This window comes from Xanthomonas citri pv. citri (genome assembly GCF_000961215.1).
GTDB classification, from domain to species: Bacteria; Pseudomonadota; Gammaproteobacteria; order Xanthomonadales; family Xanthomonadaceae; genus Xanthomonas; species Xanthomonas cissicola.
Genome location: NZ_CP008998.1, coordinates 2,159,921 through 2,180,736 on the forward strand (window position 1 = coordinate 2,159,921; position 20,816 = coordinate 2,180,736).

15 protein-coding genes and 1 pseudogene are annotated in these 20,816 nt (G+C 64.5%); 11 read left to right on the top strand and 5 right to left on the bottom strand.

Annotated features, from left to right (window positions below; translation table 11 throughout):
* The first annotated feature begins 20 nt into the window (after window positions 1-20).
* Both AMD14_RS09960 and AMD14_RS09965 read left to right on the top strand, forming a co-directional pair.
* On the top strand, window positions 21-638 hold the full coding sequence (locus AMD14_RS09960; RefSeq protein ID WP_011051194.1) for a hypothetical protein: 618 nt from the start codon (window positions 21-23) through the stop codon (window positions 636-638).
* Window positions 639-741: 103 nt separating this feature from the next.
* The gene (locus tag AMD14_RS09965; RefSeq protein ID WP_011051195.1) at window positions 742-957 is read left to right on the top strand and encodes a hypothetical protein; all 216 of its coding nucleotides are present in this window, start codon (window positions 742-744) and stop codon (window positions 955-957) included.
* A 1-nt stretch (window position 958) separates the two neighbouring features.
* Here the strand turns inward: AMD14_RS09965 and AMD14_RS23230 are convergent.
* Both AMD14_RS23230 and AMD14_RS09980 read right to left on the bottom strand, forming a co-directional pair.
* Window positions 959-1,805: pseudogene (locus tag AMD14_RS23230) on the bottom strand (integrase core domain-containing protein).
* A gap of 127 nt (window positions 1,806-1,932) precedes the next feature.
* Window positions 1,933-3,150 (bottom strand): acyltransferase family protein, encoded by a 1,218-nt coding sequence (locus AMD14_RS09980; protein WP_015463113.1) that lies wholly within the window; start codon window positions 3,148-3,150, stop codon window positions 1,933-1,935.
* A gap of 159 nt (window positions 3,151-3,309) precedes the next feature.
* On the opposite strand from AMD14_RS09980, the gene AMD14_RS09985 reads away from it, so the two are divergent.
* The 5 genes from AMD14_RS09985 (at window position 3,310) to AMD14_RS10005 (ending at window position 10,808) form a co-directional block, all read left to right on the top strand.
* A complete protein-coding gene (locus AMD14_RS09985; RefSeq protein ID WP_015463114.1) occupies window positions 3,310-4,257 on the top strand; it encodes a LytTR family DNA-binding domain-containing protein in 948 nt (315 codons plus the stop codon).
* A 244-nt stretch (window positions 4,258-4,501) separates the two neighbouring features.
* Window positions 4,502-5,627, top strand: a protein-coding gene (gene prfB, locus AMD14_RS09990; protein ID WP_096807576.1) for a peptide chain release factor 2 whose coding sequence is annotated in 2 segments (ribosomal slippage) — window positions 4,502-4,576 and window positions 4,578-5,627 — 1,125 coding nt in all. Because the reading frame shifts where the segments join, the coding sequence is not laid out codon by codon here.
* A gap of 204 nt (window positions 5,628-5,831) precedes the next feature.
* Window positions 5,832-7,349, top strand: coding sequence for a lysine--tRNA ligase (gene lysS, locus AMD14_RS09995; RefSeq protein WP_003486300.1), 1,518 nt, complete (start codon window positions 5,832-5,834; stop codon window positions 7,347-7,349).
* Between the two features lie 141 nt (window positions 7,350-7,490).
* On the top strand, window positions 7,491-8,627 hold the full coding sequence (gene rpfG, locus AMD14_RS10000; protein ID WP_011051201.1) for a cyclic di-GMP phosphodiesterase response regulator RpfG: 1,137 nt from the start codon (window positions 7,491-7,493) through the stop codon (window positions 8,625-8,627).
* Between the two features lie 3 nt (window positions 8,628-8,630).
* Window positions 8,631-10,808, top strand: coding sequence for an ATP-binding protein (locus AMD14_RS10005; protein WP_011051202.1), 2,178 nt, complete (start codon window positions 8,631-8,633; stop codon window positions 10,806-10,808).
* Between the two features lie 61 nt (window positions 10,809-10,869).
* Here AMD14_RS10005 and AMD14_RS10010 read toward each other — a convergent pair whose 3' ends face one another.
* A complete protein-coding gene (locus tag AMD14_RS10010) occupies window positions 10,870-11,739 on the bottom strand; it encodes a crotonase/enoyl-CoA hydratase family protein (RefSeq protein WP_011051203.1) in 870 nt (289 codons plus the stop codon).
* 175 nt (window positions 11,740-11,914) lie between these two features.
* Window positions 11,915-13,597 carry a fatty acyl-CoA ligase RpfB gene (rpfB, locus tag AMD14_RS10015; RefSeq protein WP_045714574.1) on the bottom strand — a complete coding sequence of 561 codons (1,683 nt, stop codon included), beginning with the start codon at window positions 13,595-13,597 and terminating at the stop codon, window positions 11,915-11,917.
* Window positions 13,598-13,694: 97 nt separating this feature from the next.
* On the opposite strand from rpfB, the gene AMD14_RS10020 reads away from it, so the two are divergent.
* Window positions 13,695-14,144, top strand: a complete 450-nt coding sequence (locus AMD14_RS10020; RefSeq protein ID WP_015463115.1) for a hypothetical protein — start codon at window positions 13,695-13,697, stop codon at window positions 14,142-14,144.
* A 385-nt stretch (window positions 14,145-14,529) separates the two neighbouring features.
* Here the strand turns inward: AMD14_RS10020 and acnA are convergent, their stop codons facing one another.
* The gene (gene acnA / locus AMD14_RS10025; RefSeq protein WP_011051206.1) at window positions 14,530-17,298 is read right to left on the bottom strand and encodes an aconitate hydratase AcnA; all 2,769 of its coding nucleotides are present in this window, start codon (window positions 17,296-17,298) and stop codon (window positions 14,530-14,532) included.
* Between the two features lie 147 nt (window positions 17,299-17,445).
* On the opposite strand from acnA, the gene AMD14_RS10030 reads away from it, so the two are divergent.
* Genes AMD14_RS10030 through AMD14_RS10040 form a run of 3 tightly spaced genes read left to right on the top strand, consistent with a single transcriptional unit; the run spans window position 17,446 to window position 20,744 of the window.
* Entirely contained in the window at window positions 17,446-17,694 is a 249-nt protein-coding gene (locus AMD14_RS10030; protein ID WP_003486316.1) for an AbrB/MazE/SpoVT family DNA-binding domain-containing protein, read from the top strand.
* Window positions 17,691-18,101, top strand: a complete 411-nt coding sequence (locus AMD14_RS10035; protein ID WP_003486318.1) for a type II toxin-antitoxin system VapC family toxin — start codon at window positions 17,691-17,693, stop codon at window positions 18,099-18,101. The genes AMD14_RS10030 and AMD14_RS10035 overlap by 4 nt, the downstream gene beginning before the upstream one ends.
* 51 nt (window positions 18,102-18,152) lie before the next feature.
* On the top strand, window positions 18,153-20,744 hold the full coding sequence (locus AMD14_RS10040) for a bifunctional aconitate hydratase 2/2-methylisocitrate dehydratase (protein WP_011051207.1): 2,592 nt from the start codon (window positions 18,153-18,155) through the stop codon (window positions 20,742-20,744).
* Window positions 20,745-20,816 lie beyond the last annotated feature (72 nt).

Sequence of the window (20,816 nt, forward strand, 5' to 3'; positions counted from 1 at the left end):
AAAAAGATAAATCCGGCTGGATGACTCTTGATGAGCATCACGCGCAGCTTAAGGCTGAGGGTAAATGGGACGATTATCTTGCAATGAGGGCGGCCAAGGAGGAGGCTCGTCAGAAGGCGGTAGAGAAATATGCAGAACAATGTGCTCCTGTGGTTGCTGCATTGAGGCAGGCTGGCGTTGATGTAAATTCAATCGGCGAGCTCGGCAAGGATGGCAAGTCTTATCCGGAGGCCGTCCCTGTGCTACTTGAACACTTGGGATATTCTTATTCGGATGATGTGCGAGAAGGAATACTCCGAGAATTGGCAACGCCCCATGCACGCAAGTACTGGGATCAGCTCGTTGAAATCTTCGAGAAGAACACCCTCAGCCTTGCGCCGGAAATCCGTTATGTGGCAGCGCTTGCCTTGAGTGGCGCAGCGGACGATACGGTGCTGGACGATGTGATCCGGTTGTTGGGCGACAAGAGTCTCGGGCTGGATCGCGCTCCGCTGTTGATCGCCTTGATCCGCTCCAAATCGCCGAAGGCGAAGATGAAACTGCTGGAGCTACGGGATGATCCTGATCTTGGCAAGCAGATCAAGATCTTTCGTCGGCTGGAAAGACATCAAAAAGCGAGCGGCACACTCTCCCTGTGAGGAGAGCCAAAGGATCTCATCATCGTAATCGCCAGAGCAACCGTTCGCCCTGCTTCGGCGGCGCCGGCACAGCTACGACGGACAGGACAACCTGCGTACGCATGTGACGAGAACGACGAGTTACGACTACTACTACGACAGCGCCAACCATCTGACCAACCTGACGGAGACCACGACCGGCGCGAGCGTAGTGGGCATGGGTTACGACGCGCAGGGCAACCTGAGCAACAAGAACGGCCAGCAGTTCACCTTCGACCTGGGCAACCGGCTGGGCGAAGCGGTGGGCAAGGAAGGCTATCGCTATGTCGACTCCCCATAATTCAATGCCAGCCAAAACTAGAGGTCTGCGGTTGATGTTGATCACGGAACTCAGCGGGCGTTAGTCCGCCCAGGCTGTCGTGTGGGATCTGTTGGTTGTAGTCGGCAAGCCAGTGTTCGGTCTGTTCGCGGACCTCGCTCAGCGCGCGGAATATATGCATGTCCCGCACGCCGCGCCTGTAGCTGCCGCTGAAGCGTTCGATGAAACCTTTCAGCCCACTCGGTCAAGTCCAACGCGACAAATTCCGGCCCGTTGTCCAAACGAAGCTTGTTCGGATAGCCGCGCCAGGCCGCGCTGCGTTCCAACGTGCGGATGACGCGGGCTGCTGGAAGATTCAGGTCCACTTCGATCGCTAAGGCGCACACGCCAGACCCTTTTGTGATTCCATACATGTCCACGACGGCGGATGATCTGAAAGAGCTTTCCAAAACCACGCTCGGGAAACGCTCAGCCAATTCGGACAACAGCGCAATGACCTCCTCGTCGCGATCGGGACGACACCGATAGCGCGCTGTTGAGCGAGCTAGGCCAACGACCGAACAGGCCCGACGCTCGCTCCAGCCATGCTGCTCGACGAGCCAGGCAAGAAGCGGCCGCTTGTGCGTCGGGTCCACAGCTTTTTTAACGATGACATCCTTCAATGCATGGTTTTCCATCGCCAGCTCGGCGTACACGCGTTTGAGCTTGCTGTGCTCCGTCTCCAGGTCGCGAAGGCGTTGCACATCAGCGGCCTCCATGCCGTCGTACTTGGACTTCCAGACGTAGTAAGTCGCCTCGGAAATGCCCAGCTCGTGACAGACATCCTTGACCTGGCGACCGCCCTCGACCTGCTTCAGCGTGGCGACGATCTGGCTCTCGGTGAACTTGCTTTGCGCATCGTTTGTCTCCTAGGGGGCTAGTGTGCCCGGAGACCTCTAACTATGGCTGGATCAATCTCCTTCGCCAACGTCTGAGCCGGAATTGCAGGGGATTCGGTCAAGTCGACCTCTTCACCGTCGCCAGCAACGGTTGAGCGCCGTTTGCGCCTGAGCGATGCAATCCAAACAACGGCCGCAGCCAACCCACCCGGCGGATCACGTACTCATGCAGTGCCAGGCAGCCGACCACGGTTGCGGCGATCACCAGCGCCGGCTCCAGCCAGGCATTCAGATGTAGCGGGGCCAGCCAGTACAGTGCCACGATGATCAGGCTCTGATGCAGGATGTACCAGGGAAACACCGCTTCGGTGCAATACGGCAGCCAGCGGTACGGTCGGTTCAAGCGGTGCCTGGCCCAGCCAAGAAGCGTCAGCAGCGCGAGCCAGGTATAGGCGGAACGCGCGATGCGTTCGATGCGGTCCCACGGCAGGCTTGCCAGCAGCGCGTCGAGTTGTGCGGGAGGCAGGTGCCTGCCGACGTAGCGGATCGATAGTTCGGTGCCGATCGCCAGCAGGGCGCAGCCCAGGGTGGGCCAGCGCAGTTGCACGGTCCAGGCCCAGAAGCGTTGGTTGCGTGCCAGCAGATAGCCCAAGAGAAAGAGCGGGAACGATTCGGCATGCACGAACCAGTCGCCAACCAACGCATGGGTCGGCGGATGCCGCGGCATCACCCACATCACGCAGAACGCCTCCCGCAGGATCGGCAACACCAGCAGGGCCGGCACCGCCACGGCGGCGGGAAGCGGTGGTAAGGCCGGCAGCCGCACCAGCCTGGCCAGCGACACCAGCGCCATCAACGCCACGGTGTAGGGCAGCAGGTAGGCCAGGTACCACAGGTGATTCCAGGTGATGCCGTGTTCCCAACCATCGAAACTGCCGGCCGGCCACGGGCGCACCTGCCAGTAGCGCAGCAGGAAGCTGCCGAACCCGGTGGCGACCTTGCCGTTGCTCACGCCCTGGCAGTAGGCCTGCACCGCCACCACCACGAACATGCCGAACAGCAAGGGCGGCAGCAACCGCCCGCAGCGACGCAGCGCGAAGCGCCAGGGCGCGGCTTGCGGCTGCGACAATCCGATCGCAATGCCGGAGATCATGAACAGCAACGGCATTCGCCACCGGTTGAGCACGATCATCGGCCACTGCAACCACTCGGCCGTGTGCACGCTCTTGAGGTGGAACCCCCAGTCGGCCACATAGGCCATGCCCACGTGGTAGAGGATCAGCAGGGCGAAGGCGAAAACGCGCAAGGCATCGATATCGTGGCGGCGCTCGGTCATGGTCGGTGGCTGGTGAAGGAGTGGCTGCATCCTGCCCGCGGCCCCGCTCCAGCAGTGGTGTCAGGGGCGGAAAGCCCGGTCCGCGGTGACCAGTTGTGCCCACCCAGGGACGAATAGGGCCGGCAGGGATGGCGGTTTCGCCTTGTAGCGCAGGCCTCTATGATCGGCAGCTGCCAACTGCGGACGTGTGCAATGCAATCGATCGGGGCGCGCCCGCCAATCCTCCACGACAGTGCCGGCCGCGCTGCGACACGCTGGGCGGTGGTGATCTGGTCGCTGGTGTTCTATGTGAGCGCGCTGGGCAACGTCTGGACCGCCTGGCTTGCCGCGCGCCGCGATGGCCAGCCCATCGTGGTGTGGCAGGTGCTGAGCTGGGAGCTGAGCAGCGCCACCGCAGCGCTGCTGCTGTTGCCGGCGGTGGTGTGGCTCTGCGCACGCTGGCCGTTGCATGCCGATGTCTGGGTGCGACGCCTGCCGGCGTATGTGATGGCTGCACTGGGCTGGTGGCTGCTGCATGTCGCCGGCATGGTGGTGCTGCGCATGCTGGTCTATGCCCTGGCCGGCGCACACTACGACTTCGGCGGCTGGCTGCAGTGGGTCTACGAGCTGTCCAAGGACCTGCGCACCTTTGCACTGCTGGTGGCGGTGCAGCACGCACTGGCCTGGTACGCACGGCGTCGTCAGGGCGAGGCGCACCTGCTCGCCGCACCTGACGAAGGCCCGCCAGTGGAGCCGCTGGATCGCCCGGAGCGTTTTCTGGTGCGCAAGCTGGGACGCGATTTCCTGGTCGCGACCGCCGATATCGAGTGGATCCAGGCCTCGGGCAACTACGTCAACCTGCACGTGCGCGGTCACGATTACCCGTTGCGCAGCACCATGGCGGCGATCGAGGCGAAGCTGGACCCGGCCGTGTTCGTGCGCATCCACCGCAGCTATCTGGTCAATCTGGGGCAGGTGCAGGCGATTGAGCCGTCCGATTCCGGCGACGCACGCGTGCATCTGCGCGATGCCAGCGTGCTGCCGTGCAGTCGCAGCCACCTGGCCGGTTTGCGTACCCATGCCGGGCGGGGCGCCGCTGCGCCGAGATCCGACGCACTGGTGGCATAACCCCCGCTGGGTGCCTGGGGTGACCAGCCTCTGGTCCCAAATTCGTCCCTGGCCCAGGCGCCGCAAGGTCGCAACTGCTGCGACACCGACACGCCATGGTGGCCACCAGCCGAGCCTGCGGTCGCGCGGCAGCCAGGAGCCTGGGGTGTCGCAGGTGTCCCCGCACGCGCGGCCGCAGTTCCATTGCGTTCCGCCGCCGCCGCCCGCTTGCTAAACTAGCCCGCTTGTTTGCCGGAAGTCCGTCATGATCGAAACCAATCCGATCCGCCAGCGCATCACCGATCTCAACGATCGCGTGCTCTCGCTCAGGGGGTATCTTTGACTACGACGCCAAGAAAGAGCGTCTAGAGGAAGTCAGCCGGGAGCTCGAGAGTCCGGATGTGTGGAACGACGCCGAACGCGCGCAGGCCCTGGGCCGCGAGCGTTCGATGCTGGAAAAGACCGTGATCGGCATTGCCGATGTGCTGTCGGGCCTGGCCGATGCGGGCGACCTGCTGGAGCTGGCCGAGAGCGAACAGGACGAAGACACTGCGGTGGCGGTGATCGCCGATCTGGACAACTACCAGGCGCATGTCGAAAAGCTGGAATTCCAGCGCATGTTCTCCGGCCAGATGGACGGCGCCAACGCGTTCGTCGACATCCAGGCTGGCGCCGGCGGCACCGAGGCGCAGGACTGGGCCGAAATCCTGCTGCGCATGTATCTGCGCTGGGCCGAGTCGCGCGGCTGGAAAACCGAGTTGATGGAAGTCTCCGGTGGCGAAGTGGCGGGCATCAAGTCGGCCACCGTGCGCATCGAGGGCGAATACGCCTACGGCTGGCTGAAGACCGAGATCGGCGTGCATCGGCTGGTGCGCAAATCGCCGTTCGACTCGGACAACCGCCGGCATACCAGCTTCACCTCGGTGTTCGTGTCGCCGGAAGTGGACGACAACATCGAGATCGACATCAATCCGGCCGACCTGCGTACCGACGTGTATCGCTCGTCCGGTGCCGGTGGTCAGCACGTCAACAAGACCGAATCGGCGGTGCGTATCACGCACATCCCGACCAATACCGTGGTCGCCTGCCAGACCGGCCGCAGCCAGCACCAGAACCGCGACAACGCGATGAAAATGCTGGCCGCCAAGTTGTACGAGCTGGAAGTGCAAAAGCGCAACGCCGAGAAGGATGCCTTGGAAGCGACCAAGTCCGACATCGGCTGGGGCAGCCAGATCCGCAATTACGTGCTCGACCAGAGCCGCATCAAGGATCTGCGCACCGGCATCGAGCGCAGCGATACGCAGAAGGTGCTGGACGGCGACCTGGACGAATTCGTCGAGGCCAGCCTGAAGGCCGGTCTGGCAGCGGGCTCCAAACGCCTGGATGCCTGACCGCCGCGCCAGGTGACCGTCGCGACGGCATCCTGGCGCATCGCCGCAGTGCCTGTGACGCAGCGGTGGTCATGCGCTGCGGCTTTAGGGTAACCCGATAACCGCCTGCCTCCGTCACATCCTCGTTCTAATAAGCGTGCCGGCACCGCCGGTTCCTCATTCCCCACCGGGCACCCGCCCGACCCACAGCAGACCGATCCCGCCATGACCGAGCAGACCCCCGCGCCGCAGCCCCCCGCCGACGAGAACAGCCTCATCGCCGAGCGCCGCGCGAAACTGGGCGCGTTGCGCGGGCAGGGCATCGCCTACCCGAACGACTTCGTGCGCGAACACTTCGCCGGCGATCTGCAGGCAGAATTCGCCGACGCCGACACCTGGACCCCGGAAGCGCTGGAAGCCAGCGGGCGCACGGTCAGGATGGCCGGCCGCCTGATGGCCAAGCGGGTGATGGGCAAGGCCAGCTTTGCGCAGATCCAGGACGAATCCGGGCGTGTGCAGCTGTTCCTGCAGGGCAATGTGCTCGGCGATGCCTATACCGCGTTCAAGGGCTGGGATGTGGGCGACATCGTGGCGGTGGAGGGAGGGCTCACCCGCACCAAGACCGGCGAGCTGTCGGTCAAGGCCAGCGCGCTGCGCCTGCTGACCAAGTCGCTGCGCCCGTTGCCGGACAAGTGGCACGGCCTGTCGGATGTTGAGCAGCGTTACCGCCAGCGTTATGTCGACCTGATCGTGACACCGGAAGCGCGCGAGGTCTTCATCAAGCGATCCAAGATCATCCGCGCCATGCGCGCCTGGCTGGACGCGCGCCGCTTCCTGGAAGTGGAAACGCCGATGATGCATTACATTCCCGGCGGCGCCACGGCCAAGCCATTCACTACCCACCACAATGCGCTGGACCTGGACTTGTACCTCCGCGTCGCCCCAGAGCTGTATCTCAAGCGTCTGGTGGTCGGTGGCCTGGAGCGCGTCTACGAGATCAACCGCAATTTCCGCAACGAAGGCGTGTCGACCCGGCACAACCCCGAGTTCACCATGCTCGAGCTCTACGAGGCTTATGCCACGTACCACCAGATCATGGACCTGACCGAGCAGGTGATCCGCGACACCGCGCAGTCGGTGTTGGGTACCACGCAGGTGAGCTGGGATGGCGCGGACATCGATTTGGCGCCGGCTTTCCGGCGCTGGCGCATGGATGAGGCCGTTCGTCACCATAATCCGGAGATCAGCGCTGCCGACTGCACCGACCGCGAGGCGCTGCTGCGCCATTGCGAGCGGCTCAAGATCCGCGTGAAGCCGTCTTACGGCTGGGGCAAGCTGCTGCTGGAGATTTTCGAGGCGACCGTGGAGCACACCCTGGTGCAGCCGACCTTCATCACCGACCACCCGGTCGAAGTGTCGCCGCTGGCGCGTTCCAGCGACACCGAGCCGGGTTACACCGACCGCTTCGAGCTGTTCATCAACGGTAAGGAGCTGGCCAACGGCTTTTCCGAGCTCAACGACCCCGAAGACCAGGCCGCACGTTTCCAGGCGCAGGTGCAGGCCAAGGACGGCGGCGACGACGAAGCGATGCATTTCGATGCCGATTACATCCGTGCCTTGGAGTACGGCATGGCGCCGACCGGCGGCCTGGGCATCGGTATCGATCGTCTGGTGATGCTGCTGACCGGCAGCACCTCGATCCGCGATGTCCTGCTATTCCCGTACATGCGTCCGGAAGCCTGATTTTTTTGTGCCGGCGGTGTGCCGACGGCACAGATACTGCATATGCTAGGGCGGTTCCTCCGGACGGCGTATCGTCGGAGGTAGCCGGCGCGGGGGCCGGTGTCATCGCTTTCCCGTTCTCGAAACCGAGGAGTAACGGATATGCAGGATGTTTTAGGGAATCCGGCCGGTGTATCTTCGGCGGATACATGGGGAAGCTGGTCGGAAAAGGCGGATCTGGGATTGAACATCGTCATTGTCGATGACCAGATGTCCGCGCGGACGATGCTGCGCCACGTCATCGAGGACATCGCGCCGGAGTTGAAGGTCTACGATTTCGGCGACCCGCTCGATGCGCTGGCGTGGTGCGAGGCCGGGCGCGTGGATCTGCTGTTGCTGGACTACCGCATGCCCGGCATGGACGGGCTGGAGTTCGCGCGCCGCCTGCGCCGGCTGCCGAGCCACCGCGATATCCCGATCATCCTGATCACCATCGTCGGCGACGAGCCGATCCGCCAGGCGGCGCTGGAAGCGGGCGTCATCGATTTCCTGGTCAAGCCGATCCGTCCGCGCGAACTGCGCGCGCGCTGTTCCAACCTGTTGCAGCTGCGTCAGCAGAGCGAAAGCGTCAAGCAACGCGCGCTCTCGCTGGAGCAGCGGCTGCTGGCGAGCATGAACGAGGTCGAGGAGCGTGAACGCGAGACCCTGTCGCGGCTGGCGCGCGCCATCGAGTACCGCGACTCCGGCACCAGCGCGTTCCTGGAGCGCATGTCGCACGTGGCCGGGTTGATCGCCGAGCAGCTGGGCCTGTCGGAGGAGGAGGTGCGCATCATCGAGATGGCCGCGCCGCTGCACGACATGGGCAAGATCGCCATTCCCGATGCGGTGCTGCTCAAGCCGGGCAAGCTCACCGACGACGAGATGAGCGTGATGCGCCGGCATCCCCGGATCGGCTACGAACTGCTCAGCGGCAGCCAGAACCGGTTCATCCAGGTCGGCGCGTTGATCGCCCTGCGCCATCACGAGCGCTACGACGGCAGCGGCTACCCGGACGGACTGGTCGGCGAGGCGATTCCGCTGGAGGCGCGCATCGTGGCGGTGGCCGATGTGTTCGACGCGCTGCTGTCGCCGCGCCCCTACAAGGATGCCTGGACGATGGATGCCGCGCTTGCCTATCTCTACGCGCAACGCGGGCGTCTGTTCGATCCGCGTTGCGTGGATGCGCTGCTGCGCGGACGGGCGCAGTTGGATCAGGTCTGCAACCAGTTCTCTACCGCATCGGTGCGTCCAGGAGCATAGGCCATGAATCCGTTCGCCAGGATCCGGCAAACGCTGATGAATCGGCCCGATAGCGAACATGGCCAGGCCATCGTCCGTATCGTGCTGATCACCCTGATCCTGTCGTATGTGTTGTTGCCGCACGTGCGCAACAGTTTGCCGATGCACCAATACACCGATGTGCTGGCCGTGGTGCTGGTCGGGCTGAGCCTTGGGCTGGGACTGTTCGTGTGGTTGCTCTCGCGGCCGGGCCGCTCCGACCCGCGCCGGATCATCGGCATGCTGGCCGATTACGGCCTGATGGCGGCCGGCATGGTCCAGATGGGCGAGCCGCTGGCCTGGGTCTACGTGGTGGTGATGTGGGTCACCGTGGGCAACGGCTTGCGCTACGGCAACCGCTATCTGTATCTGGCCGTCGGCATGGCGGTGAGCAGTTTCGCCACGACCCTGGCCATGACCGAGTACTGGCATGAGAATCTCAGTCTTGGCATCGGTCTCGCGGTTGGCCTGGCCGCGGTTCCGCTGTACTTCGCCAGCCTGCTGCGCCAGCTGACGCGCGCCACCGTGGAAGCGCGTCGTGCCAGCGAAGCCAAGAGCCGGTTTCTGGCCAACATGAGCCATGAGTTCCGCACGCCGCTCAACGGCCTGTCCGGCATGACCGAGGTGCTGGCCACCACGCGCATGGACAGCGAGCAGCGCGAATGCCTGAAGACCATCCAGGCGTCCACGCGCAGCCTGCTCGCGCTGGTGGAGGAAGTGCTGGACATCTCGGCCATCGAAGCCGGCAAGCTGCGCATCAACACTTCCGACTTCGCGCTGCACGACACGCTGCAGGCGATTGGCCTGATTCTCGAGCCGCAGTCCAGGGCGAAGGCGCTCAACTACCAGGTGAGCGTGGCGGCGGACGTGCCCGCCCGCCTGCATGGCGATGCCGGGCACCTGCGCCAGATCCTGCTCAATCTGGTCGGCAATGCGGTCAAGTTCACCGACCAGGGCAGCGTCCAGCTGAAGGTGGCGGCAACCGGAACCAATGGGCGCGTCGGTGTGCTGCTGCGCTTCGAGGTGATCGATACCGGCATCGGCGTGCCGGTGGACATGCGCCCGCGGCTGTTCGAGGCATTCGAGCAGGCGGACACCGGGCTGGCGCGGCGTTTCGAAGGCAGCGGCCTCGGCACGACGATCGCCAAGGGGTTGGTGCAGTCGATGGGCGGTGCGATCGGGTTCGAGGAGAACCCCGAGGGCGGCAGCCAGTTCTGGTTCGAGCTTCCGTTCGGCCTGGCGGCCGCCGTGCCCGCATCCGCGTCGCTCCCCGCGTTGCAGGATGCCGACACCACCGCCATTCCCGGCAACGTCATCGCTTTCGCCGATCCGTTCCTGCGCCATCGTGCCCGCGTGCGCAGCATGCAGATCCTGGTGGCCGACGATCACCTGGCGAACCGGCTGGTGTTGCAGCGATTGCTGCAGAAGGCCGGGCATCGGGTCACCTGCGTCGATGGTGGCGAGGCGGTACTGGATGCGCTTGCCGACACCGATTACGACGCCGCCATCGTCGATCTGCACATGCCGGGCGTCAGCGGGCTGGACATGCTGAAACAGCTGCGGGTCATGCAGGCCGGCGGCGCCTCGGTCACGCAGGTGGTGGTGCTCAGCGCCGATGTCACCCCGGAGTCGATCCGCAGTTGCGAACAGGCCGGCGCCTACGCGTTCCTGGCCAAGCCGGTCGCGGCGGTCAAGCTGCTCGATACGCTGGCCGAGATCGCCCTCAACCAGAAGGTGCGCCAGACCGATGCGGCGATCGGCAAGCGCGGTCCGGCCACGAACGGAGCCGTGCTCGATCCGGCGGTGCTGGACGAGCTGGCGGAACTGGGGATGGGCGAGGAATTCGAGCGCGAGTTCATCCAGCAATGCCTCAGCGATGCGACCGCGTGTGTCGTCGAACTCGGCAAGGCCGCCGCGGACGAGGACTGGGGGCGTCTGCGCGAGCATGCGCATGCGGTGAAAGGAGTGTCCAGCAATCTGGGGCTGGTGATCCTGGCCGAGCAGGGCGGCGAATTGATGCGGCTGCCGGAAGCGCAATTGCGCAGTGAATGGCGGCAGCGGCTGGAACAGTTGAAGACCGGACTGGCGCAGGGGCGCGAGGCGTTGGCGCAGCGTGCGCGACGCAAGACCGAGGGCGGGGCCAGCGGTAATGGCGATCCCTGATTAAGTAAAGCCCGGCATCCGGCCGGGCCTGATTCCCCCTGAAGATGCGACGTATCAAAAATCAGGCGACGCCCATGCCGACGCGCCGGTTCTGCGCCTTGACCAACCGGTCCATCGTTCGCAGCGACTTTTCATTGAGCGCCAGGGCCGTGTCCACCCACACTTCGGTGATGCGCAGCAGTTCCTCGTAGGGAACCGACTGCGCCAGATTGCGTGCCGCATTCATGGCCAGGTACGCGTGCGAAATGCGCTTTTGCTGGCGGATCAGGTTTTCGGTCGCAACGACGCCCTGTCCCTTCGGCACCAGCACGTCGACGATGCCCATCGCGTGCATTTCTTCGCTGCTGTAGATGCGTCCTTCGAGAATGATTTTCTCGGCCAGTTGAGGGGCGACGCGGCGGCACAGGAAGGAATATGCGCCCATGCCGGGAAACAGGCCGAACATGACTTCGGGAAGTCCCATGCCGATGCCTTCCTCGGCCACGATGGTGTGGCAGGCCAATGCCATTTCCAGGCCGCCTCCCAGCGCATCGCCCTGCAGCAAGGCGATGCTGCGCACGTCGCCGCCGAAGCCGACATGCAGATGGTGCACGCCTTCCACGCAACGCTTGGCGTAGCGCAGCAACTGCTCGCGGTTCTGTTCGCGGATCAGCCGTGCGAACAGGTCCAGATCCCCGCCGAGATTGAAGGCGCTCGAATCGGAGGCGAGGATGAAGTGGCGTAGTTCGCCACTGCGGCGCTCGTGCGGAGCGCGGGTGATGGAGCCCATGACATCCCACATTTCTTCCAGCAGTTCGGGGCGACAGCAAGGGCGCACGCCGACCCGCGCATCGGCATGCATGAACAGCCAATGGGTACCGTCGACGGCCGACGAATCAACACGAATGGTGGAGTGGGGGCGGCCGAGGGAAATCTTTTCAATCGTGTTCATGGGTTTGATCCTGGAAAGGCCCGCGGTGGGAGAGCGGATGTCGGCGGGCACGCACGATCCACTCCCGATCGATGCTACACCGGCACTATCTCCATGAACGCAAAGGGCTTTCCCGTGACGGGAAAGCCCTTTGGCCAGACTGCTGCGCAACCCTCCGGCGGCGTGCCGGACACGATTATGGGCGTGCGGAATCTCGCAGTTCGCGACGCAGGATCTTGCCGACGTTGGTTTTCGGCAACTCCTTGCGGAATTCGATCACCCGAGGCTGCTTGTAGGCGGTCAGGTTGGCGCGCGCGTGCGCTTTCACGTCCTCGGCCGTCAACGCCGGATCCTTCTTGACGATGACCACCTTGACGATTTCGCCCGACTTTTCGTCCGGTACGCCCACCGCCGCCACTTCCAGCACGCCCGGCAGCGCGGCGATCACGTCTTCGATCTCGTTGGGATACACGTTGAAGCCCGACACCAGGATCATGTCCTTCTTGCGATCGACGATATACACGAAACCTTGTTCGTCCATGCGCGCGATATCGCCGGTGTGCAGCCAGCCCTCGGCGTCCATCACCTTGGCGGTTTCCTCGGGCTTCTTCCAGTCGCCCTTCATCACCTGCGGCCCCTTGATGCACAGCTCGCCGATCTCGCCCAGCGGCAACGCGTTGCCGGCGTCATCCTTGATGCAGGCGTCGGTCGACGGAATCGGAACGCCGATCGAACCGTTGTAGTCCTTCAGATCCATCGGGTTGATGCATGCGGCCGGCGAGGTTTCGGTCAGGCCGTAGGCTTCGACCAAGGTCAGGCCGGTGACTTTCTTCCAGCGCTCGGCGACCGAGCGCTGGACGGCCATGCCGCCGCCAAGGGTCATCTTGAGCGAGGAGAAACCCACCTGATCGAATCCGGGCGTATTGAGCAGCCCATTGAACAGCGTGTTGACGCCGGTGAACGCGGTGAAGCGGGTCTTTTTCAGCTCCTTGACGAAACCTGGCATGTCGCGCGGGTTGCTGATCAGGTGATTGCAGCCGCCGATCTTCATGAAGACCAGGCCGTTCGCAGTCAATGCGAAGATGTGGTACGGCGGCAGCGCGGTGATCACCACTTCGTTGCCTTCTTCCAGCTTGCCGGTGCCCGCCAGCCACTGGTGCGCCTGCTGCATGTTGGCGACCAGATTGCGGTGGGTCAGCATGGCGCCCTTGGCCACGCCGGTGGTGCCGCCGGTGTACTGCAGGAAGGCGATGTCGTCGGGTTCGATCTGCAGCGTCGGCACGCGGTGCTTGCGGCCCAGCGCCAGCGCCTCGCGGAAGCGAATCGCGCCGTTGATGCGGTAATCGGGCACCAGCTTCTTGACGTACTTGACCACGAAGTTGAGCAGCGCCGCCTTCGGGAAGCCCAGCATGTCGCCCAGGCCGGTGGTGATGACTTGCCTGACCGGCGTGTCGGCGATGACCTGCTGCACGGTGGTGCCGAAGTTGTCGATGACCACCAGCGCGCTGGCGCCGGAGTCGATCAACTGATGCTTGAGTTCGCGGGGGGTGTACAGCGGATTGACGTTGACCACGGTCAGGCCGGCACGCAGCACGCCGAATGTCGCGATGGGGTATTGCAGGCAGTTGGGCATCATCAGGGCGACGCGGTCGCCTTTCTTCAACTGCAACTCGCCAAGCAGGTAAGCAGCGAAGTGCTCGACCAGCTGATCCGCCTCGCGGTAGGTGATGGTCTTGCCGAAGCTGTGGTACGCAGGCCGGTCGGCGAAGCGTTTCACGGAGGTGGCAAACACCTCGGCCACCGTGCGGAACTGCTCAAGATCGATTTCGGCGGCAACGCCGGCCGGATAACTTTGCAACCAAGGACGTGCCTGATTCATCTGCCCCCCTCCAGGGTGTTCTCGACGCGCCGCAGTGTGTTCCACGGCGCTACAACAGCTGGCAGCATACCGTCATGCATGGAAAAGGCGAAGCGTGATGCAGAGCAGCATTCAAGGGCAGTGGCGCGTGGTGTGGGTGGGGTTTTGCATGCTGGTCTTGCTCGGCTGCACACGTGCTGCGCCGGAACAACGTCTGCGCGCGACGCTGGAGCAGATGCATCAGGCAATCGAAGCACGCGAGATCGGCGATGCGATGGCGCCGGTGGCGGAGGATTTTGTTGGCGAAAACGGATTGGACGCCGACGGGTTACGGCGCTTGATGCGAGTGCAGATGCTGGGCAACCAACAGATCGGCGTGACCATGGGACCGGTCGACGTGGCGCTCGCCGGTGATACCGCCACGGTGCGCTTCACGGCGTTGTTGACGGGCGGCAGCGGGCGCTGGGTGCCCGATCAGGCGCAGACCTACCAGGTCACCACCGGTTGGCGATGGCAGGGCAGCGACTGGCAGCTGTATCACGCGCAATGGGTGCCGGCAGCGCGCTGAACGCGCCGACGCAGCGGGGGCGCGGCTGGCCGTGTGGTACGGCCGACCCCTGGTGCCGGTGCATGGACGGGGCGCGTGGGGCATTCGGTCCAGGCGCGGGTCGCCCGGTAATGCCGGCGCGTGGCGCTGAGCTCGGAGGTGGCTCATCCGGCTGGCCGCCGTTAGCTGGGTCATCCAAGGGTGTCGCCGCCATCTTCTCGGCCAAGCATTTCGGCGGTGATCGATGTCCGTGGTGCCGGCGATGGCATAGGGCAACACCAACGGCGGGGAGGCCATGCGCGCTTTGCTTACCGCGGCGTGATCGCCGGTTTCACAAGGCCTGAAACGCCGCTCCCGCCGAGCGGCGGGAGTGCGTTGCATCGTTGGAGCGCGATACGCGTTGTGGTCAGGCGGCCTTGCGTGCCGCTAGCTGACGCAGCACATACTGCAGCAGGCCGCCGTGCTTGAAGTACTCCACCTCCTTGGGTGTCAGCAGCAGCACCTTGACCTGGAACTGTTTGACGCTGCCATCGGGCTTTTTCGCATTGACGGTGGCACGGCGGCTGGCGCCGTCCTGCAGGCCGGTGATGTCCAGCACTTCCGAACCATCCAGGCCGAGCGTCTGGGCGTTTTCGTTTTCCAGGAACTGCAGCGGCAGCACGCCCATGCCCACCAGGTTGGAGCGATGGATGCGCTCGAAGCTTTCGGCGATCACGGCCTTGACCCCGAGCAGGTTGGTGCCCTTGGCCGCCCAGTCGCGTGAGGACCCGGTGCCGTATTCCTTGCCCGCCAGCACCACCAGCGGCACGCCATCGGCCTTGTACTTCATCGCGGCATCGTAGATGGCCAGTTTTTCCGGCTGGCCGCCGTTGGCTGGGTAATACAGCGTGTTGCCGCCTTCTTCGCCGCCGAACATCAGGTTCTTGATGCGGATGTTGGCGAAGGTGCCGCGCACCATCACGTCATCGTTGCCGCGGCGGCTGCCGTAGCTGTTGAAGTCGGCCGGCTGTACGCCGCGTTCCTGCAGGAAGCGGCCTGCCGGCGAATCTTTCTTGATGTTGCCGGCCGGGGAGATGTGATCGGTGGTGATCGAGTCGCCGAACAGGCCCATGATGCGCGCGCCGTGCACGTCGTCCACGTTGCCCACCTGCATGGTCATGCCGTCGAAGTAGGGCGGGTTCTTGATGTAGGTCGAGGCTGCGTCCCACTCGTACAGCGCGCCATCGGGCGAGGCGATGGTGTTCCAGCGCGTGTCGCCCTTGAACACGTCGGCGTAGTTCTGCTTGAACATCTCCGGGCCGACGGTGGCGGCGATGGTGTCGCCGATTTCCTTGTTGCTCGGCCAGATGTCGCGCAGATACACCGGCTGCCCATCGCTGCCGGTGCCCAGCGGCTCGGTGGTGAGGTCGATATCGGTGGTGCCGGCGATGGCGTAGGCCACCACCAGCGGCGGCGAGGCCAGATAATTCATCTTGACCTCGGGGTGCACGCGGCCTTCGAAGTTGCGGTTGCCCGACAACACCGAAGTCACCACCAGATCGTCCTTGGCAATGGCTGCAGACACGTCTTCCGGCAGCGGGCCGGAGTTGCCGATGCAGGTGGTGCAGCCGTAGCCGACCACGTAGAAACCAAGCTTTTCCAGGTCGGCGAGCACGCCGGCCTTTTCAAGATAGTCGGTGACCACGCGCGAACCCGGTCCGAGCGAGGTCTTGACCCACGGCTGCGCCGTCAGTCCCTTGGCTGCGGCATTGCGCGCGAGCAGCCCTGCGCCCAGCATCACCGCCGGGTTGGAGGTGTTGGTGCAGGAGGTGATCGCGGCGATGACCACCGAGCCATCGCGCAGCTGCCAACCGGCACCGCTGGCGCTGGCGCTTTCTGCCTGCGACGCCTTCGCACCGACGGCGGTGCCGCCGCCACCTTCGTTCTTGAGGCGGTCTTCCTGCTTGAGATCGGCCAGCTTCTTGCTGCGCGCGTCGGCGAACGGCTTGAGGCTTTCGCGGTAGTTGGACTGCATGTCTTCCAGCAGCACGCGGTCCTGCGGGCGCTTGGGGCCGGCCAGCGATGGCTTGACCTGGCCCATGTCCAGTTCCAGCGTGGCGCTGTACCGGGCGGGTGGGGAGGCGGCGTCGTGCCACAGGCCCTGCGCCTTGGCATAGGCCTCGACCAACGCAATCTGCTCCTCGCTGCGGCCGGACAGGCGCAGATAGGTCAGCGACTCCTCGTCGACCGGGAAGATGCCGCAGGTGGCGCCGTATTCGGGCGCCATGTTGCCGATGGTGGCGCGGTCGGCCAGCGGCAGGTGCTGCAGGCCGTCGCCATAGAACTCGACGAACTTGCCCACCACGCCGAGCTTGCGCAGCATCTGGGTGACCGTCAGCACCAGGTCGGTGGCAGTGGCGCCCTCGGGCAACTTGCCAGTGAGCTTGAAGCCCACGACCTGCGGAATCAGCATCGAGGAGGGCTGCCCCAGCATGGCCGCTTCGGCCTCGATGCCGCCCACGCCCCAGCCCAGCACGCCGATGCCATTGATCATGGTGGTGTGGCTGTCGGTACCGAACACGGTGTCGGGGTAGGCGACCAAGGTGCCGTCCTTGTCGGCGCTCATCACCACGCGCGCCAGGTTTTCCAGGTTCACCTGGTGAACGATGCCGGTGTTGGGCGGCACCACCTTGAAGTTCTCGAACGCCTTCTGGCCCCAGCGCAGGAAGCCGTAGCGTTCCTGGTTACGCTGGAATTCGATCTTGCCGTTGAGGTCGAGCGCGTCCGGCTTGCCGAATACATCCACCTGTACCGAGTGGTCGATGACCAGTTCGGAGGGAATCTGCGGGTTGATCTGGTCGGCATTGCCGCCGAGCTTGACCACCGCATCGCGCATTGCGGCCAGGTCGACCACGCAGGGCACGCCGGTGAAATCCTGCAGCACCACGCGCGCCGGCATGAAGGCGATTTCGGTATCGGGCTCGGCGGTGGGGTCCCACTTGGCAACCGCTTCGATATGGTCCTTGCCAACGGTCACGCCGCCGTCTTCATGGCGTAGCAGGTTCTCCAGCAGGATCTTCATCGAATAGGGCAGGTGGCCGATATCGAAGCGTTCGCCCAGCTTCGGCAGGCTGTAGTACGCGTAGCGCTTGCCGTGGACCTCAAGTGAGGTGCGAGTGGAAAAGGAATCGCTCATGCATCACTCCTATGGCATCGAAGGCTTTAGGTAGGCGCTCATTCTGAGCGATTCAGTGTGTACGTACGGTGTGTCCAGACAGATCTGCGAACTTGAGTAGGACGGCGTAAGTACGTATCATGCATGCATACTTTCTGGAGCATGCTCATGGAAGCCACCGTTGCCGAACGCGGACAGATCACGCTGCCAAAGGCCGTGCGCGATGCCCTGGGCCTGACCAAGGGCACCACGTTGAAGATCGAGCTCGACGGCGGGCGCATCATCCTGCGCAAGGACGTCAGTGAGGCGCTGCGCAAGGTGCGCGGCAAGTTCAAGCTGGTCGACGGCCTGACCAGCACAGATGCGGCGATGCGCGTGATCCGTGGCCGCGCCCCCGGAGACCCGTTCGACCCATGATCGCCCTGGATTCCTCGGTCCTGCTGGACATCCTGATCGGCGACCCGGTCTATGGCGAAGTGTCGGAGATCTGCATCGGCGACGCCCTCGCGCGCGACGAAGTGGTGGTCTGCGACGCGGTGGTGGCCGAGGTGCTGGCCATGCTCGACACCCAGGTCGACCTGATGGAAACCCTGGCCTCGATCGGCGTGCGCTACGAAGCCACCCAGGAAGCGGCGGCAGTGCGCGCCGGCCATATGAACAAGCGCTTTCGCGCGCGCGGCGGCAAGCGCGAGCGGGTGGTGGCCGACTTTCTGATCGGCGCCCACGCGATGCTCCAGTGCGACGGGTTGATCACCCGCGACGAGGGCTTCTTCCGCGATTACTTCAAGGGTTTGAAGATCGTCGTTCCCAAACCCGCCCCCTGATCCACGTTTTGCGCTTTACCACCTTCACCGCTGCTTTTTTGGAGAACCCGCATGTTGGAAGCCTATCGCCACCACGTTGCAGAGCGCGCCGCGCTCGGTATCCCGCCGTTGCCGCTGACCGCGCAGCAGACCGCCGAGGTCATCGAGCTGCTCAAGGCGCCGCCTGCCGGTGAAGAGGAGTTCCTGGTCGAACTGCTCAGCCAGCGCGTGCCCGCCGGCGTCGACGACGCTGCCAAGGTCAAGGCCTCGTACCTGGCCGCGGTGGCCTTCGGCACCGAGACCACCGCGCTGATCAGCCCCACGCGCGCCACCGAACTGCTCGGCACCATGCTGGGTGGCTACAACATCCAGCCGCTGGTCGACCTGCTGGACAACGCCGAGCTGGGCGCCACCGCCGCCGAAGCGCTCAAGCACACCTTGCTGGTGTTCGATGCGTTTCACGACGTGCAGGAAAAGGCGCAAGCCGGTAATACGCATGCCAAGGCCGTGCTGCAGAGCTGGGCCGATGCCGAGTGGTTCACCAGCAGGCCGGAAGTGCCGCAGAGCCTGACCGTCACCGTGTTCAAGGTGCCGGGCGAGACCAATACCGACGACCTGTCGCCGGCGCCGGACGCCACCACCCGCCCGGACATCCCGTTGCACGCGCTGGCGATGCTGAAGAACAAGCGCGACGGCGCCGCGTTCGAGCCGGAGGAAGACGGCAAGCGCGGCCCGATCCAGGCGATCGCCGAGCTCAAGGACAAGGGCCATCTGGTCGCCTACGTGGGCGATGTGGTCGGGACCGGTTCCTCGCGCAAGTCGGCGACCAACTCGGTGCTGTGGTGGACCGGCGAAGACATTCCGTACATCCCCAACAAGCGCTTCGGCGGCGTGTGCCTGGGCAGCAAGATCGCCCCGATCTTCTACAACACCATGGAAGATGCCGGCGCCTTGCCGATCGAGCTGGACGTGTCGCAGATGGAGCATGGCGATGTGGTCGAGCTGCGTCCGTACGACGGCAAGGCGCTGAAGAACGGGCAGGTGATCGCCGAGTTCGCGATGAAGTCGGACGTGCTGTTCGACGAAGTGCGCGCCGGCGGCCGCATCCCGTTGATCGTCGGCCGCGGCCTCACCGCCAAGGCGCGCGAGTTCCTCGGCCTGCCGGCCTCGGACCTGTTCCGGCTGCCGATGGACCCGCCGGACACCGGCAAGGGTTTCTCGCTGGCGCAGAAGATGGTCGGCCGCGCCTGCGGCCTGCCCGAAGGCCAGGGCATGCGCCCGGGCACCTATTGCGAACCGAAGATGACCTCGGTGGGCTCGCAGGACACCACCGGGCCGATGACCCGCGACGAGCTGAAGGACCTGGCCTGCCTGGGCTTCTCCGCCGACCTGGTGATGCAGTCGTTCTGCCACACCGCCGCGTACCCGAAGCCGGTGGACGTCAAGACCCACCACACGCTGCCGGAGTTCATCTCCACCCGCGGCGGCGTGTCGCTGCGTCCGGGCGATGGTGTGATCCACAGCTGGCTCAACCGCATGCTGCTGCCCGACACCGTCGGCACCGGCGGCGACTCGCATACCCGCTTCCCGATCGGCATCTCGTTCCCGGCCGGCTCCGGCCTGGTGGCGTTCGCAGCGGCCACCGGCGTGATGCCGCTGGACATGCCCGAGAGCGTGCTGGTGCGGTTCAAGGGGCAGATGCAGCCGGGCGTGACCCTGCGCGACCTGGTCAACGCGATCCCGCTGTACGCGATCAAGCAGGGCTTGCTGACCGTGGCCAAGCAGGGCAAGAAGAACATCTTCTCCGGCCGCATCCTGGAAATCGAAGGCTTGCCGAACCTGAAGGTGGAGCAGGCGTTCGAGCTGTCCGATGCCTCGGCCGAGCGTTCGGCGGCCGGTTGCACCGTGCACCTGGACAAGGCGCCGATCATCGAATACCTGACCAGCAACATCACCCTGCTGCGCTGGATGATTGCCGAAGGCTATGCCGATGCGCGCACCCTGGGCCGCCGCATCAAGAAGATGGAAGAGTGGCTGGCCGATCCGCAGCTGCTGCAGCCCGATGCCGACGCCGAGTACGCTGCGGTCATCGAGATCGACCTGGCCGATATCCATGAGCCGATCGTGGCGTGCCCGAACGACCCGGACGACGTCAAGACGCTGTCGGACGTGGCCGGTGCGGCCATCGACGAAGTGTTCATTGGTTCGTGCATGACCAACATCGGCCACTTCCGCGCAGCGGCCAAGCTGCTGGAAGGCAAGCGCGACATCCCGACCCGGTTGTGGGTGGCACCGCCGACCAAGATGGATGCCTCCGAGCTGACCAAGGAAGGCCACTACGGCACCTTCGGCGCGGCCGGGGCGCGTATGGAAATGCCGGGCTGCTCGCTGTGCATGGGCAACCAGGCGCAGGCGCGCGAGGGCGCCACGGTGTTCTCCACCTCCACGCGTAACTTCCCGAACCGTCTGGGCCGCAACACCAATGTGTACCTGGGCTCGGCGGAACTGGCGGCAATTTGTTCGCGCCTGGGCCGCATTCCGACCAAGGACGAGTACATGGCCGATGTGGGCGTGATCAAGACCAGTGGCGAGCAGATCTATCGCTACATGAACTTCGATCAGATCCAGGAGTATCAGAACGTGGCGGAGACCGTCGCCGCCTGATTCATCCAGCAGGTTGGTCGTTCCGAAATGCCCGGCACTGCCGGGCATTTCGTTTTCTAGGCAATGGCTTCG